The sequence below is a fragment of the Acidimicrobiales bacterium genome, assembly GCA_035316325.1.
Lineage (GTDB): Bacteria > Actinomycetota > Acidimicrobiia > Acidimicrobiales > VFJN01 > DASXTK01.
Genome location: DATHJB010000212.1, coordinates 1 through 16,565 on the forward strand (window position 1 = coordinate 1; position 16,565 = coordinate 16,565).

Here is a 16,565-nt window from a genome sequence, read left to right on the forward strand (position 1 = left end):
CCGGTCCCCCCGGTCGTGATCCCGCCGATCCCGCCGGTGCCTCCGGTTCCGCCGGTCCCGCCGATGCCGCCGTGCCCTCCGGCACCCCCGGCACCGCCGTGCCCGCCGGCTCCCTGCCCCCCTCCGATGCCGCCCTGCGTCTGACGAGGTAGCAGTCCCGCGGCGTCCCGGGTGGCTTCGGCTGCCCGGGACGCCGCATTTTTCGCCCCCGACCCACCCAGGAGATCTCCCCATGTCGTCACGTCTCGCCCGCGGCGCGATCGTCGCCCTGCTCCTCTCCGAGGTGCTCGCCCTCACCGGCGGCGCTGCGCTCGCCGCACCCCGCCCCGATGCCGCCGACACCACCGCGACCAGTGCCGACGCCGTCGGCTCGGAGGCCCACGAGGGCTCCGGCGTCCTCGTCGTGGAGGGCCGCCATCCCACCGGTCCGACCGACGTCCACTTCGTGGTCCGCCTCACCTGGAGCGGCGACGGCCACCCGGCCGACCCGGCCACCACGGCCCTGACCGCGTCGATCCTCGGCCCCCAGGGCCCGCTGCCTCCGGTCGTCCTGACCCCCTGGGACGCCGACGGCCGCTACGCCGGCACCGTGTCGTTCCCCTCGCCGGGCATGTGGACCGTCCGCTTCTCGGCCCCCAACCCGGCCATCCAGTTCGACAGCCTCGAGCTCGTCCCTCCCGCCGTGCCCCCGGCGCTGCCGTTCGCCTGACCCCCCGACCACGAAACTTCGACAGAGATGGTCGCTATGTCGCCATCTCTGTCGAAGTTTCGGGTGGGCGGGTGGTCGTGGTGGTCGGCGGAGGGGGCTCGGGCTCGTTGCAGCTGGTGATCTCGGCCGTCGCCTCGGCCTCGCAGCGGTCCCTTCCGGCCCCTCCGAGCAGGCGGTTCCCGCCCGACATGTCGGTGAGCGAGTCCTCGCCGGCGTCGCCCGACAGCACGTCGTCGGCGGCCCCGCCGTCGAGGGTGTCGTCGCCCGGCCCGCCGTAGAGCCGGTCGGCGCCGTAGCCGCCGCGGATGGCGTCGTTCCCATCCTCGCCGCAGATCAGGTCGTCACCCCCGCCCCCGTTGATCACGTCGTCGCCGGGGGTGCCCATGATCACGTCGTTGCCCGGCGTGCCGGTGAGCGGGCCCGCGCCGGGTCGCATCACCAGCGTGGCCCGGCGGGTGTCGCACCGCGGCGGCGGGGGCGGCACGGCGAAGACCTCCGCCATCAGGTCGTACAGCGCCCGGTCGTTCTCCCGCAGCCAGGCCCGCCGGTAGGTCGGCCCGCGAGCGGCCTCGAACCACGAGGTCACGCCCTCGGCGAAGTACTCCCGCCGGGTCGAGGCCGAGTAGGTCGGGTTGTCGCCCACCATGCCGGTGGGGAACCGCGCACCGGCCGCATCGTAAGCGCTGTCGAGCATCTGGGACTGGGTCGGCGTGAGGCTGCACTCGATGCCGTGGCCCACCTCGTGCACCAGGATCTTGCCCACGTCGCTGCCGCCCTGGGGGCTCGGGACCAGCAGCTCCTCGCCGAGGGCGATCTCGAGCGGCCCGTCGATGCAGGACGGCGGGCCGAGGCCGCGGAGGGTGTCGTAGGTGCGGGTCTCGGTGTAGCCGTCGAAGGGGTTCGGGTCGGGGAGCCGGGCGCCCCTCAGGTTCGACCAGGGCGGCAGGTCGGTCAGCCGCCAGTCCTCGGGGATGACGTGGATGCGGATCTCCGTGTCGGCCATCCGCAGCCCATTGACCGGGTTGACCAGGTCGAGCACCTCGTCGAGCCGGGAGTTGACCGCCGGCAGCGCGGCCGGGTCGGGCTCGTAGAGCCACACGCTGCGGGGGATCGGGGCCGAGGCCACGGGCGGGGTCGTCGCGACGCTCGCCGAGGGGAGCAGCGCCTGGCCCACGAGCGCGACGACCAGGCAGGCGGGGCGGGCAACTGCTGGTCGGGCCAGGAACACCCGGATGCAGTACCCGGGGATGCACCCTCGCTACCACTCTCGGTACTAAGGTGCCCGCTCTGGGTGGTCCGGTACGACTCATCCTTAGCTAGGAGTCAGAGTGCACATCTTGGTCGAGAAGCTGGCAAGGACAGCGCTTCTTGCGGCAGGGCTGCTGCTGGTCGTCGGCGTAGCTCCTGCCCAGGCCCAGGACGCTCCGTCCGGGTCGTCGAGTGACGGCGTGCTCGCGGGGAACGTGGTGAACGTCGACCTCGACGTGCCCGTCACGATCTGCGGGCTGCTCAGCGCCCTGTTCGGCACCGGCGTCAACGGCTGCACCACGCTGCCCATCTCCATCGGCAGCGACGCCGCCGGTTCCGGGGCGCAGGGCGACGGCGTGGTGTCGGGCAACGCGTTGACCCTCGACGCCGACATCCCCATCAGCCTCGGTGGCCCGGGGGCCACAACGTGCCAGCCGAACTGCGCGCCGACCACCTGCTGCGTCCCGCCGACCACGTGCTGCGTCCCCCCGACCACCTGCTACTGCACCACCACGTCGACGTCCACATCGACGACCACCTCGTCGTCCACCACCAGCTCCTCCACGTCGACGCCGAGCAGCTCGGTGCCGCCGAGCACCGCCCCTCCCAGCGTGCGGCACCTCCCGGTCACCGGTGGCGACCTGGGGCACCAGCTGCCGATCGGTGCCGGGCTCGTCGGCGCCGGTGCGCTGTTCGTGTGGGTGTCGCGCCGCCGGATGGCCCGGATCGACTGACCAGCGCGGGCGGCACGCGCGGTCCAAATTGAACGAACGTACAAGTTCCTGGACAGTTAGCCAGGAACGCCGATACGCTGCGCGTGCTGACAGAGGGGGTCGGGATGCACGCGGGAGTGCTACGGCTGGGAACGTTCGACGCAGAGCAGGTCTGGCGACCTGACGACCTCGTCGACCTGCCCGGCATCGTCGATCCGCACGCCGCCGACGTGGTGCGGGCCATGGACGAGGCGCTCGCCGTGCTGTGCTCACCCGACGACGTTCTGGTCACCAACGAGCGCCTGCCCCAGCGGTTCCGGGGCACGCTGGCCGCTGCCGGCTTCGTGTCCGGGCACACCTCGCCGTGCTGCTCGGGGCAGACGGTCGAGGCCCGCCTGCTGGCCCACGATTCGCAGCTGGCGCTCCTGCCCCGCCAGGTGGAGCCCTACGCCTGGCTGCCGGAGACCATCGAGCTGGCCCGGCGCCTCGGCTCGCCCCTGGGACCGCCGCCCGCCGCCGCCGCCGTGCGCACGGTCAACTCCAAGACCTGGTCGAACGGGCTGGTCACCGAGCTGGGGCTCGCCGGGGCCGGCGTGGTGGCCCGCTCGGCGGCCGAGCTGCAGGCCGCGGTGACCGCTCTCGGGTCGGGGACCGTGGTGGTCAAGGACCCGTTCGGCGTGTCCGGGCGGGGCTGCGTACCGGTGGCGTCGCCGCGGGTGCTGAGCGCGATCGCCCGCGCCGTGGCCCGGCAGGAGGCCGACGGTCGACGGGTCGAGCTGCTCGTCCAGCCGTGGCTGCCGAAGCAGGCCGACGTGTCGGCCCACTTCGACCTCGCCCCGGACGGCACGATGACCTGGCGCGGTCACGTGGAGGCCCGGGCCGGCACCCGCTTCGGCTACAGCGGCTCCCGACCCGCACCCGCGGCGCTGGTCCGGCACCTGGCCGGCCACGGGCACCGCGAGACGATGGGCGCGGTCGGCGAGCGGCTGGCGGCGGCGGGCTACCACGGTCCGGTCTGTGTCGACGCGCTCGTCCTCGAGGACGGCCGGCTGGTGCCGCTGCTGGAGATCAACGCCCGGCTCTCGATGGGCCGCCTGTGCCTCGACCTCGACCGCCGCGTGCAGGTCGACGGCCTGCGGGCGGCCATCGCCGTGCGCGAGGTGGAGGTGCCCGACGACCACGACCACTCCCGCCTCGCCGACGCCCTGGAGCGGGCCGACTGCCTGGTCCGCCAGGGCACCCCGGGGATCCTGCCGCTGACCGCCAGCACGGTGCGCCCGCCTCGCGGCCGGTTCGTGTACGCCGTGGTCGCCAGCTCCGACGCTCACGCCGCCGGGCTCGAGCATCTGCTCGACGGCTGCCTCGCCGACCTCGGGCTTGCCCAGGTCGGCGGTGTCCGCGCCGCCTGACGTCGCCGCCTGTGGCAGCTTGGGGCGCCATGGAGCGCTGGCCCGCCTCGGTCTTCCAGCGGTCGTTGGTGCAGCTGGACGGCCTCATGCCCGGGGTGATGACCCACCCGACGGAGACCACGAGCGTCACCGTGCGCGTGCGGGGCCCGCTCGACGTCGACGTGCTCGACCGCGCCTACGCCGAGCTGGTCGACCGGCACGAGCTGCTGCGCACCCGCCTCGTGGCGGACGGCGACGAGGTGTGGCAGGAGGTGCTCCCGACGGGTGAGGCCCGGCTCGAGCGCCTGGTGGCGGGCGACGAGCGCCCGGTCGCCGGGGGGCCGAGCTGGCCGATCCCCGTGGACGAGCCGCCGCTGGTGCGCGGGGGAGTGGTGCGGGTGGACGACGCCGAGCACCTCGTCGGGCTCACCCTGCACCACGCGGTCGCCGACCAGTCGTCGGCGGCGCTGGCGATGCGCGATCTGGCCGCCGTCTACACGGCCCGGCGGCGGGGCGAGGGGCCACCGCCCGTCCCGCTGCAGCACGGCGCCTACGCCGTCTGGCAGCGCAAGCGGCTGGCGGAACGGGCCGACCACGACCATCGGGGCTGGGCCACGGCGCTGGACGGCCTGGTGCCGCCGACCTACCGCCGGGCGCTACCGTTCGAGCCCGGTCGCCCGCCGTCGGGCCGGCAGCTGAGCCGGCCGCTGCTCGACGCCGAGGAGCTCGCGGCGCTGGCCGCCTGGGCCGAGCGGTCCCAGGGCACGACGTTCGCGGCGCTGCTGGCGGCCTACGCCCGCACCCTTGCGTCGACCACCGACGCCCGCGACCTACCGGTCATGTCGGCGTTCGAGCAGCGGGACCACCCGGCGATCCGCAACCTGCCCGGGCCCTTCCTCTACGCGACCCTGCTGCGGATCGGCGTGGTCGACGGCGAGCCGTCGCCGGCGCTGGTGACCCGGGTGCGCGACGTGGTCGCCGCCGCCTACTCGCGGGCGCAGGTCACGGTGCAGGACCTGGCGACGCTCGCCCCGGCCCTCGTGCCGGGCGTGCTCGGCGTCGAGCCGTCGTGGTTCCGGGTGTTCCTCTACCTGCCGTGCGAGGCGATCACCTCGGCGTTCCGCTTCGGCGACGCCGTGGGCCGGGTGGCGGCGAACGAGGGGAGGAACACGCAGTCGCTGGCCTACGGGGCCCACCTCGGCGTGCACCACGACCCCCAGGGCGGCCTCGTCGCCCGCCTCGCCTACGACGGCACCGACTTCGACCAGCCAGCGGCCGACGCCCTCCTCGCTACCTTCGCCGCCGAGGTGCGCCGCCTGCTCGGCTGATCAGCCGATCACCTGATCCCCAGTTCCGCCAGGTTCGGCTGCGACGGGTGGCGGTCGCCGGCGGGGCCGGTCGCGAAGTCGGTGACGACGTTGGCGACCATCTGGCGGAGCTGGCACTCCCAGCGGGCCGGGGTCAGGTCCGCGGGCGCGCACAGCGGGCCGAGCCGGGGCTCGAAGCCCAGCGTGCCGGTGTTGAGCACCCCGGCCCCGCCGGGTGCCGTGTAGTACGCCATGTCGGAGTGGCTGGCCTCGCCCCGGCACGTGAGCGGCGAGTGGGCGAGCACCTGGATGCCCGGCGGCGTCGGGGCCGAGGGCGTCACCCGGTCGTACTCCTCCCGCACCACGTCGGGCCAGTGCTGGCCGGAGGTCACGTTGGTGCCCTCGAACATCCACGCCGCGGCGTCGACGATCACCATGTCGGCCCGCATCCCACCCTCGTTGCACTCGTAGTAGGTGCCGGTGAGGGAGCTCTCCGGCCGGGCGGCGGGCCCCTCCCGCCAGCTGGTGGTCACCCGGTCGGGGTCGACGCCGTTCAGCGGGTCGGCGTCGGCCGAGCGGTAGTTCACCTGGTGGCGGTAGGGGCCGATCAGCGACGGCTCCAGCCGGATGCGCCGGTACACGGCGTTGGCGCCGAGGAACACGATGTTGACGCCCGCGTCGCGGGCCGCCTCCAGCCCGTCGCGCATCTCCAGCGAGTAGTACTCGTCGTGGACGCCGGAGACGATCACCTTGTGGTCGCGCATCAGCTCGGGCCGGGCGTGCTGGTCGACGTTGGTGGTGTAGCTCACGTCGAGCCCCAGCGACTCGACCATCACCCCCACGTTGTAGCTGTCGCCGAGGATGCCCGACATGGCCCAACCGGTGTCCATGGGCCGGTCGAAGCTCACCACGGTCGAGCGCCCGCCGTCGCCCCCGTAGAGGCTGTGGCCGCCCCAGCGGTTGTAGGCCTGCAGGGTGGTGACGTCGCTGATCACCAGCACGTCGCTCCGGCTGCGGTCGTCGCGCACCACGAAGGGCACGAACGACGCCGACCCGGTGGTCGGGACGAGCTTGAACAGGTACTGGCCGCCGAGCCAGTCGTCGCCCACCGCGACGCTCAGCGACGGCGCCCAGTTGCTGCAGTCGACCATCTTGCTGGCGGCCACGACCTCGCAGTCGGGCTGGTCACGGCCGGGGATCGGGGGAGACTGCCACACCTGCCGGGCGCCGGCCCCGCCGTAGTGGCCCAGGCGGTAGGCGGTGACGAGGAAGCTCGGGGCGCGGGTGTCGACGTAGAGCCGCACGGTGTCGCCCTGCTGGCCGCTGACCCGGTCGGTGAAGCCCTCGGCGCCGCGGGGCCGCTCGTCGCCGTCGTCGATGGGCCACTCGGGGTTGCCGGGCCGGGCGTTCTCCTCCCGGATGCGGGCGGCGCCCCGGCTCGTCTCGTCCTCGGCGTCCTCCTCGTCCGGCGCGGCAGCGGCGACGGGCGCGGGCCCGGCGGCCAGGTCCCGGAGCGGCGCCGGGCCTCCGGCCGACGAGGTGTCGTCCTGGTCGGTCAGCCGCCACGCCCCCAGGGCGGCCAGCAGCACGAGACCGACGGCGAGGACGGTGACGGTGAGGTCGGTGGTGGGGCGCCGCGGGCGGAGGTGGGCGGGCGACACAGGGGCTCCTGGCTGCCCGCCTCGTCTGGATCAGCCGGCCACGCTAGCCAACCCGATGTGGTCGTTCGGCCACGGAGCGCGTCAGATGCCGCGCGAGCGCATCGAGTAGGTGCGCCAGGGTCGGTAGCCGAGGCGACCGTAGAAGTCGACCCGCACGACCCAGTCGATCAGGCACCGGTGGACGCCGCGGTCGACCAGCAGCCGGGTGGCCGCCGCCACCATCGCCGTGCCGATGCCGCGACCCTCCTGCTCGGGCATCACGCCGACGCAGCCGATGGCACCGCAGCGGTCGCCCAGCAGCGGCCAGTACGGCGAGGCGGTGCGGCCCGGGCCGTCGAGCAGCAGCGACCCCAGGATCGACCCGTGACGGTCGCGGGCGATGAGCACCCCGTCGTGGGGCTCCCGGAAGTAGCGCGACCACTGGGGGAAGTGGGTGTCCTCGAAGGCGATCACGTCGGCCATCAGGCGGGGCCCGGCCGGCGCCACGTCGACGCCGTCGGGCGGCGGGTAGCCCTCCATCCGCTCGACCACGTCGGAGGCTCGGAGGTCCTGCACCAGGTCGGTGGTGCGGTCGTCCTCCGCCCAGCCCAGCCGCTCGAAGAACGCCAGCGCCGCGGTGCACGACGTCGGCACGCCCGGCCAGACGTAGTGGTCGCCGCCGCTGCCCACCCGCACCGCGGCGAGGCCGTCCCGGCGGAAGTCGTCGAGGGCCCGCCCGACGAGCCGGGTGCCGTGGCCCCGGCGCTGCTCGGCGGGTTCCACCGCCAGGAAGGTGATGGAACCACGGGGGTCGACGGCGATCATCCCGACCAGCGATCGGTTCACCAGCAGCACGTGGCCAGCCCCCAGCCGGTCGACCGCGTCGGGCAGCACGGGCCAGTCGTCGCCCAGCGCGGACGCCCACAGCCGGGCGACCGCGGCCCGGTCGCGATGGGGGTCGAACGGTCGCAACGAGGGGCTACGCATCGACCGGGCCGCCATGGGCCCAGCCTCACATCGTTCGCTGCGAGAACGCCAACAGGCCGGTAGGTTCCCCGCCGTGACCACCGAGGTGACCGACAGCAAGGACAGATCCCGCTACGAGCTCACCGTCGACGGTGAGCTGGCCGGCTTCGCGGCCTACCGCGACATGAAGGGCACCCGGGTGTTCACCCACACCGAGGTGTTCCCCGCCTTCGGTGGGCGCGGGCTCGGCAGCATCCTGGTGCGGAGCTCGCTCGACGAAGTGCGCGGCCGCGGGGGCACGCTGGTGGCGCTGTGCCCCTTCGTCGACCGCTTCGTGAGGGAGCACGCCGAGTACGGCGACCTGGTGGACGCCGACCTCGACGTGCGCCTGCGGGACTAGTCCGGCCGAACTCAGTCGAGGACGGTGATCGGCCCGTCGTAGGTGCCGCTGAGCAGCTTCGCCAGCGTCGACTCGGCGTCGCCCTTGGCGTTGTAGCCCTGGCCGCCGTCGGTGGCCACGACCTCGCCGTTCGACGCCTTCACCCGGAAGGCCCACTTGCCGTCGTTGCGCTTGTAGATCTCGCCCTTACCCGCCATGTCTACTCCCCGTGGTCGTCGTCAGGTCCGACGCCGGAAGTTAGCGCACCGGGTCGAACGCAGACAGCGGCGCGGCTCGAGATTCCGATGCCCCGCCGTGGTTGCCGCAGTTCGTGCAGGTCGTTGCCGTTGGTGAGGTAGCAGAACGACAGGCCGCTGTCCGGGTCGGCCCAGGCGATCTGGCCGCCGGCACCGTTGTGGCCGAACGTGCGAGGCGACTGGGTGTGGCCGAAGCCCCGGAAGGGCGCCCGACCGTCGTCGCCGGCGACGATCACGCCGAGCGCCCGGTTGGCGGGCGTGTGGGTGAGCGGGTCGGGGAAGTCGTTGCGGACGGTGCCGGTGGCGTCGGCCAGCACCTCGGGGTCCCACAGGCCTGCCTGGTTGTGGAGCAGGCCCTGGTAGAAGAGCGCCACCACGGCTGCGGTGGTGACGCCGCCCCCGCCGGGGAGGCCGACCACCCGGGCCTCGGGCCGGTTGAGCTGGAGCAGCACCTGGTCGGTGACCTCGCCGACCGGCAGCTCCTCGATCCCGAACGCCGCCTTCAGCTCCTCGGCCGAGGCGTGCTCGCCGCACAGCTCGAGGTCGGCGATGCCGTCCTGGTCGTCGAGGGCGAGGCCGAGGATGCGGGGCAGCCCCAGCGGCTCGGTGACCCGGGCGTGGACGACGTCGCGGAAGTCCTGGCCGGTGACGGTCTCGATCAGCTCGGCGAGCACCCAGTGCGCCGAGGTGGCGTGGTACTCGTAGGCCGTGCCCGGCTCCCAGTTGAGTCGCCAGCGGCCGAACGCCTCCCGGCGGCCGGCGCTGGTGTCCCAGGCGGGCGGCCCGAGCGGCGCCAGCGGGAAGCCGGAGGTGTGGAGCATCACCTGCTCGATCGTGATGCCGTCCTTCCCGTTGGTGGCGAACTCCGGGATGAGGTCGGCCACCCGCCGGCTCACGTCGATCGACCCCTCGGCGATCAGCTGCCACACGGTGCTGGCGACCAACGCCTTGGTGGCCGAGAAGATGCCGTAGCGGGTGTCGTTCGTGCGCGGCCCGAACGTCTCGAACGCCACCAGCCGGCCGTGGCGCGCCAGCGCCCACTGGCACGACGGCAGCAACCCGTCGTCGACCTCCCGGCGCACCCGGGCGCGCAGCTCGTCGAGCTTGGCGGTGTCGATGCCCAGCGAGGCCGGGTCGGCGACCGTGAGATCGGCAGGGATAACGGTCATTCCCGCACGTTAGAGGCCGAGCGGGTGGCGTGCTCCTGCAGCCCACGGGTCCGGTACTTGGCGGCCGAGGACCAGCTCAACTGCGAGGCCTCCGGCAGCACAGCACGTCGGGGATCGAGACAAGGCGGACCGTGCCTCGGCCGCTCTGGATACTTGTCAGAGACAGTGTTCAGGTCAGGTGCCCGGCGGTGGGAAGGCGTCCCGGAACGTGAAGGCCTCGGCGGTCGGGCCGTGCTCCCGGAGCAGGGCGATGCGGTCGACCGCGTCGAACGGGGTGGGCTCGGTGCCGACCGGCACCCACCACAGCGCCAGGTAGGCGTCGCTCAGCGCCTCGAACCACTCGCGCCGGCGTCGCAGGTAGGCGCGGTGGTCGGACCGGTAGGCGAACGTCCGCAACGCCTCGATCGACTCCCACACGCTGAGGTTCACGATCATCAGGTCGTCGTCGTACGGGCGGATGTCGGTGGCGTTGCCGGACTCGGTCTGCAGCCGCCACACGAAGCCGGGCGCGGCGTCCGCCAGGGCGTTGACCGGGTCGAGGGCGGCGAAGAAGTCGGCCACGAGCGGTGACCCCTCGGGTGCCCGCAGGCGGCCGATGTTCACCTGGGCGACATGGTGCGTCGACACTCGGCCAGGTTAGGGGGCGTGGCGTGGCGCTAACGTCGTCGGCTGCGACTGGGGGTTGCTTATGGGAGCGGTGCTCGCCGACGACGAGCTCCGGGACGACGATGGGGCGCCGGAGACCGGGACAACCGAACGGGCGGCCGCGGCCGAGGGGCCGACCGTCCACCGCTGGAGCGACCTCGACCGGCGAGGGCGCTGGATCGCGGCCGCGTTCACCGCCGCGCTGCTCCTCGCCCCGACGCTGGCGTTCGCCCGCTACCTGCCCGACTGGGTGCCGGCCGGCGACCCCGCCTTCATGGGCCTGCGGGCCCTCGACGTGGGGACGGGACGCACCCCGCTCGTCGGCCAGCCGTCGACGTCGGCCGACTACGTCGACGGCCACCTGGTGCACCACCTCGGGCCGTCGCACTTCTACCTGCTGGCGCCGTTCATGCGCCTGCTCGGGCCGGCCACCGGGATGCTGCTGGTGTCGACGCTGATCACCGGGGGATCGGTGCTGGTGGCGGCCTGGGCGATGTTCCGCCAGCTCGGGCCGGCCGCCGGGGCGATCGCCGCCGTGGTGCTCGGCACCACCACCTTCACCACCGGTGCCTCGTCGCTGGCGAACCCGGTCAGCTCCAGCATCTCGGGCTACCCGCTGCTGTGCTCGGCCGTGCTGCTCTGGTGCCTCCTGTGCGGCGACCTGCGGCTCCTGCCGCTCACCGCGCTGTTCGTGTCGTTCACCGCGCAGCAGCACCTCGCCGTGCTGCCGGCCCTGGCGTTGATGACCGGCGCCGGCGTGGCGGGGTTCCTGGTGCTGGAGCTGCCGCGGTGGCGCCGGCTGGTGCGCCCGGCGCTGGTCGCGGCGGGCGTGGCGCTGCTGGTCTGGTCGCCGGTGATCGTGCAGGAGCTGTTCGGCACCGACGGGAACCTGTCGGGGCTGCGGCGGTTCGCCGCCAGCTCCAGCCGCCCCAAGCTGGGGCTCGACGACGCGTCCCGCCACGTCCTGCACACCCTCGGCCTGCCACCGCTGCTGGGTCGGACCCAGCTCGACGGCACCTGGTTCTTCGGTTCGCCGTCGTTGCTCACCTGGTTGTCGGCCGGTGCCGTGGTGGCCGCGCTGCTGGCGGCTGCGGTGCGGTGGCGGCGGGCCGGCGACCGTCGCCGGGCGATGCTGGTGGCGATGGCCGTGGCCGCGGCGCTGGGCGGGCTCGTCAACGGCTCGTCGGTGCCGGTGGGGATCGAGCAGTACCGGCTGCCCTTCTACCACTGGGCCTTCGTCCTGGCGTTCTTCGTCACGACCGCGCTGGTGCTGCTGGTCGGCGACGTCGCCACCGCGTCGTGGCTGCCCCGCCGGCCCCGGCTGGGTGACCTGCGGGCCGCCGTGTTGCCGGGCCTCGGCCTACTGGCCGTGGCGTTGCCCGCAGTCGTCAACCCCAGCCTGGAGCGTCGCTCGAACACCCTGCTGGCGGCCTACTCACCGGTCACCCGGAGCGTCCTCGACGACCTGGACGACGGCGTGATGGAGTCGCAGGACCGCCTCGACGGGCCGGTGGCGGTGCTGTCCCGGGGCGAAGGCACGTACGTCGGGCTGCGGGAGGCGCTGGCCCTCGATCTGTACGACCGGGGGCTCGACGTCCGGCACCCGTGGGCCTCGGTGTCGTTCGTCGACTGGCCGCACCTGGCGCACGCCTCGGACGTCCAAGCCGGTCTGGTGCTGGTGGTCGACAAGGCGTTCAAGGTCGACCAGGCCGTGGTCGACGGGGTGCCCGGTGAGCTGCTGGTCGACATCGACGGCCGGACGCCCGTCGACGAGGAGGCCTGGGAGGGACTGCTCGCCGAGGCCGAGGCCACCGACGAGGTCGTGCTCGGGCCGGCGGCGGAGCAGCTGATCGAGGGCCAGGCGTCCGAGGCCGGCCGGATCATGGTGCGCGAGCACCTGACGGGGTTCACCGGCGACGGCGCCGAGGTCGCGCTGGGCGACCGCCGCAACCTGGAGCTCCTGCTGGAGACGCCGCTGGAGCAGCCGGACTTCGACCCCGACCTGATCCGACGGATGCTGCGGTCGCTGCCGGAGCCGAGCGACAACGCCGTGGACTGGCGCCTGCGGATCTTCCTCCTCGACCGCGAGGAGCTGCTCGCCTGGGCCCCGGACGAGCTGCTGCCCTAGTTCCCCATCGAATCCACGACAGAAGTGGTTGCTATTGCGCCATCTCTGTCGAGGTTTCGGGTCAGTCGGTGACGTAGGAGCGGCGGTTGCCCTTGCCGCCGACGGGCTTCCGGGTGCCGCCGGCGACCGGGACGACCTCGAGGTCGGCGGCGCCGAGCAGCTCGGCCAGCGCGGCGAGGCGCCCGTCCACCCGGGTGCGCACCGCGGGGGTCCACGGCGCCAGCTCCTCCATGTCCACCTGCATCGTGCGACCGACGAAGCGGCTGTTCCACGACCCGACCGCCCCGCCCCCGGCGAGCACCACGCCCAGGCCGTTGCCGGCGTCGTCGTAGAGGCGGTCGAGCACCTCGGGCGGGCCGAACCGGCTCCGGCCGGTCGACGGGTAGCCCATCGTGTAGGCGTCCCACACCGGCAGGAGGTCGACGTGGTCGGGCGGCAGCGGCTCGACGGCGGCGAACGCGGCCTCGTCGTCGGCCCGCAGCAGCAGGCCCGGTGCCACCTCGACGGTGGCGACCCTGGCGAGGGCGGCCGCGGCCCGCGGCTTCGTCGACGACGTCCACCAGGCGAAGTCCTCCGCCCGGGCGGGGCCGAACGCCCGCAGGTACTCGCCGGCCAGCCAGGCCCGGGCGTCGTCGGGGTCGACGGCGTCGATAGGGCGACCGAGCCAGGCGTCGGTCGACACCCAGCCGATGGCGTTCGACCGCAGCCCCGAGCCGCCCACCCGCACGACCGTGCCCTCCATGGAGGCGATCTGCACGACGCCCCGCACCAGCGCCGACGACCAGCCCAGCGCGGCCTGCAGCTGCTTCGACGTGAGCGGCGTGGTCGCCACCGCCCGCACCTGGTCGCGGAGGGCGGGGTGGTCGTCGAGGGTGTAGCCGTGCGGCTCGAGGTGCCAGGCGAACCTGGCCAGCGGCGGCCGCGTCGCCGCCATGACCCGGGCGACCGTGGCGGTCGGCACGAGGTGGGCGGACGACCGCATGGCCGGCACCCGCACGGCCAGCCGCTCCTGCTCCAGCGCGGCGAACTCGCCCGGATCGAACGTCGCCACCCGCGCCGCCAGCGACAGAGGCCCCGACGGCTGCGCCGAGTACACCGCGACCACCTCGGTCAACGCCCCCAACAACCCACCCTCGCCCCCGAGCCCCTGCCGGCTCCGGCCGAACGCCCGGATGCGCTCCTCGATCTCCGCCGTCGGGCCGGTCACCCGTCCTCGTCGTCCGGGGGTTCGATGTCGGAGAGGTAGACCCGGAGCGTGTGGTCCTGGGTGTCCTGGAGGTGGGCCCAGCGGTCGAGGAGGGGCTCCGGGAAGACGGTCACGTCGAGCAGGGGGTGGCCGGCGAACGCCGGCACGCCGCCCAGCCACAGCGTCCGCAGCATGCCGCTCTCCACCAGGTACTTCGGGCTCTTCTTCACCCAGCTCTCCAGCTCGGCCATGCGTTCGGGGTTGTCGATGGCCTCGTAGACCTGCTCGGCGTCGCCGGACCACACGAGGCCGTGCGCCTCGACGAGGTCGGTGACCTCCTCGTCGAGCCGCCGCAGCTCCTGGCGCTCCGAACGGCTCAGCGGCGAGTAGGAGGCCACCAGGGTCTCGTCGTCGCGGGCCGACCGGGTCGACCCGTCGCCGGTGATCCGCAGGCGCCGGTCGGCATCGCCCTCCTCGTAGCGGCGGTGCTCGCCGAGCTGGCGCACCAGCGTCCAGTCCTCCACGTAGAAGTCGACGCCGGCGTCCTGCAGCACGGCGAAGAGCGCCGGGCCGGCCGCGGTCGACGACTGGTGGATGGTGAGCTCCACCAGCAGCGGCCCGTCCTCGTCCTCGAGCGCCTCGGCGAGGTCGTCATCGACGGCCTTCACCGCGGCGATCGTCCACGGCGGCGACGCGGTGCCGTGGTCGACCCGGGGCAGCGTCGCCACCCCCGCCACCAGCGCCAACACCAGCCCCGGCACCGCCAGCCGGAGCACCCACGCCGGGTCGGCGGCGTCGCCGTCGTCCGCAGCACGCGACGACCGCCAGGCGGTGATCTCGTCGAGCACGGCGACGGCGACCACCAGCCACAGCACCAGGCCCATCGGCCACATCCAGCGGAAGTAGGTGGGCACCATCTCGAACAGGATCGGCGCCCGCAAGGTGGTGAGCAGGCCCAGCACGAGCGCCGCCAGGCCCATGAGCGCGCCCATGGCCACCGCCGTCGACCCCCGTCGCCGGGCCCGCCGGCCGAGGCCGGCCAGCAGCGCCGCCAGGACCACCAGCCCCAGCGCGGCCAGCCACGTCGGCAGCCCGCTGCCGTCGAGCTCGAACGACGGCTCCCCGTACGACGGCGGGAGCCAGGCCGGCGGGACGGCGAGCGTGCCGCCCAGCGCCCGCAGCGTCCGACCCAGACCCGGTGTCCGGGTGCCCTCCTGGGCCGACCGCAGGAGGCCGGTGAGGTTGCCCTGCTCGGCGGTCGTGAACTGCTGGACGATCGGCTGCGTCCACAGCAGCAGCGTGAGCAGCGCCGCTCCGCCGCCCCAGCGCAGCACCCGCCGCCGCAGCTCGGGCCACGCCTCCCGGTCGGCCCGCCGGCGCTGCCACAGCTGCACGGCCACCACGCCCAGGCCGAACAGCGCCATGCCCGGCACCAGCAGCGAGTACGACAGGTGGGTCTCGAGCACGTAGCTGCCGGCGACCACCATCACGAGCAGCGCCGCCCGGTCACGGGCCATCAGGCCCCACACCGCCACCAGGAACAGGGCGAACGGGAACAGGGTGGCGTAGGGGTTCCAGGGGTCGTAGAGCATCTCCGAGCCCATGCTCCAGGCCAGGCACGCGCTCAGGCCCATCGCCGCGGTCGCCGCCGGCGCACCGGCGAGGCGGTGGACGAGCCAGGCGATCCCGGCCACCGCCAGAGCGTTGATCAGCGCCATGCCCACGGCGGTCCCACCGGCGTGGCCCAGCAGCCGCACCGGCAGCGCCAGCAGGTCGAAGTGCAGGGGGCCGGGGTGGCTGACGGGCAGCGTGGTGTAGGTCGACGCCGACGACCACGTGCCCAGCAGCGGGATGTCGGCGGTGAACACGTCCCAGGCGCGGATGCCGGAGAAGGCGTCGTCGCCGGTCGGGATCCAGCCGTCGAGGGCTCCCCGCACGCCCGCGACCACGATGGGGACGGCCGCGGCGAGCGTCGCGAGCACCGCCGCCCCTGTCGACTTCCTCATGCGCGGGCGAACCCTAATCGCGCCGCGTCGGGTGCCGGGAAGCGGCCCCGCCAGTCGCCCTGGTGGGCGTTAGCCGGGCTCCTGGGCGGCGTCGTGGATCATCTCGGCGTAGGCGGCGGCGCCGGCGACGGTGAGGTGGATGCCGTCGGGATTGAGCCACTCGGGGTGGCCGGAGCTCACCAGGTCCCACGGCGCCACCTCGAGCGTCGGGAAGCGGAGCTCGTCGGCGTCGGCCTCCCGCAGCCACCGGTTCAGCTCCCGGGTCCGCGCCGCCCAGTCGTCGCCCAGCTGCGGCGATCGCCCGTCGGTGTTGACGGTGCCGACCACCACGCGCCGGGCGCCGGCAGCACTGGCCGCGTCGATGGCGGTGGCCGCGTCGCGCTCGGCCTCGGCCGGGGTGCCGTCGAACACGTCGTTGATGCCCAGGAACAGCAGCACCACCGACCCCGCGCCGACGTGGGGGTACAGCTCCGTCCAGGCCTCGGTGTCGAGCTCGGTGCCGCCGTAGTAGTGGGCCGAGAGCCGCAGTTCGGGGTCGGCGACGAACCGGGTGCGCACGTCGGCGACCGCCAGCTCGGTGAGGCTGTCACCGAACAGCACCACGAGCTGGTCGCCCCGGTCGTTGGCGGGCACGGACGCGAGCGCCGGGTCGACGGCGGTCGGCGTCGAGGGTGGCGCGACGGTCGCTTCGCTCTGCAGCGCGTACGCGGCTCCGCAGAGCCCGAGCATGGCGACCGCCACGAGAAGGCCTATGAGGGGTCGAGGCATTCTGCGGGTGCGGTTTACAGATCGCCGCCTAAGCGGGGCATTAGGTCACGCGGTGG

General features: G+C 73.9%; 15 protein-coding genes. 6 read left to right on the forward strand and 9 right to left on the reverse strand.

All coding sequences use genetic code 11. The features are described from left to right. Positions 1–232: 232 nt before the first annotated feature. On the forward strand, positions 233–709 hold the full coding sequence (locus tag VK611_27345; GenBank protein ID HMG45078.1) for a hypothetical protein: 477 nt from the start codon (positions 233–235) through the stop codon (positions 707–709). Positions 710–743: 34 nt separating this feature from the next. Here the strand turns inward: VK611_27345 and VK611_27350 are convergent, their stop codons facing one another. Then, entirely contained in the window at positions 744–1,937 is a 1,194-nt protein-coding gene (locus tag VK611_27350) for a hypothetical protein (protein HMG45079.1), read from the reverse strand. A 100-nt stretch (positions 1,938–2,037) separates the two neighbouring features. Here VK611_27350 and VK611_27355 point away from each other — a divergent pair, with 100 nt between their 5' ends. From VK611_27355 to VK611_27365, 3 genes are all read left to right on the forward strand, one after another. Next, entirely contained in the window at positions 2,038–2,691 is a 654-nt protein-coding gene (locus VK611_27355; GenBank protein HMG45080.1) for a chaplin family protein, read from the forward strand. 104 nt (positions 2,692–2,795) lie between these two features. Beyond that, positions 2,796–4,079, forward strand: coding sequence for a hypothetical protein (locus VK611_27360; GenBank protein HMG45081.1), 1,284 nt, complete (start codon positions 2,796–2,798; stop codon positions 4,077–4,079). Between the two features lie 29 nt (positions 4,080–4,108). Next, positions 4,109–5,386 (forward strand): condensation domain-containing protein, encoded by a 1,278-nt coding sequence (locus VK611_27365; protein HMG45082.1) that lies wholly within the window; start codon positions 4,109–4,111, stop codon positions 5,384–5,386. 8 nt (positions 5,387–5,394) lie between these two features. On the opposite strand, the gene VK611_27370 is transcribed toward VK611_27365, so the two are convergent. Both VK611_27370 and VK611_27375 read right to left on the reverse strand, forming a co-directional pair. Next, positions 5,395–7,026 (reverse strand): N,N-dimethylformamidase beta subunit family domain-containing protein, encoded by a 1,632-nt coding sequence (locus VK611_27370; protein HMG45083.1) that lies wholly within the window; start codon positions 7,024–7,026, stop codon positions 5,395–5,397. Between the two features lie 81 nt (positions 7,027–7,107). Next, positions 7,108–8,007 (reverse strand): GNAT family N-acetyltransferase, encoded by a 900-nt coding sequence (locus VK611_27375; GenBank protein ID HMG45084.1) that lies wholly within the window; start codon positions 8,005–8,007, stop codon positions 7,108–7,110. Positions 8,008–8,065: 58 nt separating this feature from the next. On the opposite strand from VK611_27375, the gene VK611_27380 reads away from it, so the two are divergent. Then, complete coding sequence (locus VK611_27380; protein HMG45085.1) at positions 8,066–8,371, forward strand: GNAT family N-acetyltransferase; 306 nt, start codon at positions 8,066–8,068, stop codon at positions 8,369–8,371. A gap of 11 nt (positions 8,372–8,382) precedes the next feature. Here the strand turns inward: VK611_27380 and VK611_27385 are convergent, their stop codons facing one another. The 3 genes from VK611_27385 to VK611_27395 all read right to left on the reverse strand — a co-directional run bounded on the left by VK611_27385 (position 8,383) and on the right by VK611_27395 (position 10,403). Then, entirely contained in the window at positions 8,383–8,568 is a 186-nt protein-coding gene (locus tag VK611_27385; protein HMG45086.1) for a DUF1508 domain-containing protein, read from the reverse strand. Between the two features lie 2 nt (positions 8,569–8,570). After that, the gene (locus VK611_27390; protein HMG45087.1) at positions 8,571–9,776 is read right to left on the reverse strand and encodes a serine hydrolase domain-containing protein; all 1,206 of its coding nucleotides are present in this window, start codon (positions 9,774–9,776) and stop codon (positions 8,571–8,573) included. Between the two features lie 174 nt (positions 9,777–9,950). After that, positions 9,951–10,403 (reverse strand): DUF3291 domain-containing protein, encoded by a 453-nt coding sequence (locus tag VK611_27395; GenBank protein ID HMG45088.1) that lies wholly within the window; start codon positions 10,401–10,403, stop codon positions 9,951–9,953. Positions 10,404–10,464: 61 nt separating this feature from the next. Here VK611_27395 and VK611_27400 point away from each other — a divergent pair, with 61 nt between their 5' ends. Then, positions 10,465–12,549: a hypothetical protein gene (locus VK611_27400; protein ID HMG45089.1), complete on the forward strand. Its 2,085-nt coding sequence runs from the start codon at positions 10,465–10,467 to the stop codon at positions 12,547–12,549. Positions 12,550–12,610: 61 nt separating this feature from the next. Here the strand turns inward: VK611_27400 and VK611_27405 are convergent, their stop codons facing one another. From VK611_27405 to VK611_27415, 3 genes are all read right to left on the reverse strand, one after another. Then, positions 12,611–13,756 carry a crosslink repair DNA glycosylase YcaQ family protein gene (locus tag VK611_27405; protein HMG45090.1) on the reverse strand — a complete coding sequence of 382 codons (1,146 nt, stop codon included), beginning with the start codon at positions 13,754–13,756 and terminating at the stop codon, positions 12,611–12,613. Beyond that, positions 13,753–15,741, reverse strand: a complete 1,989-nt coding sequence (locus tag VK611_27410) for a hypothetical protein (protein HMG45091.1) — start codon at positions 15,739–15,741, stop codon at positions 13,753–13,755. Before VK611_27410 ends, VK611_27405 begins: the two co-directional genes overlap by 4 nt. Positions 15,742–15,810: 69 nt before the next feature. Continuing rightward, on the reverse strand, positions 15,811–16,482 hold the full coding sequence (locus tag VK611_27415; protein ID HMG45092.1) for a GDSL-type esterase/lipase family protein: 672 nt from the start codon (positions 16,480–16,482) through the stop codon (positions 15,811–15,813). Positions 16,483–16,565: the final 83 nt, after the last annotated feature.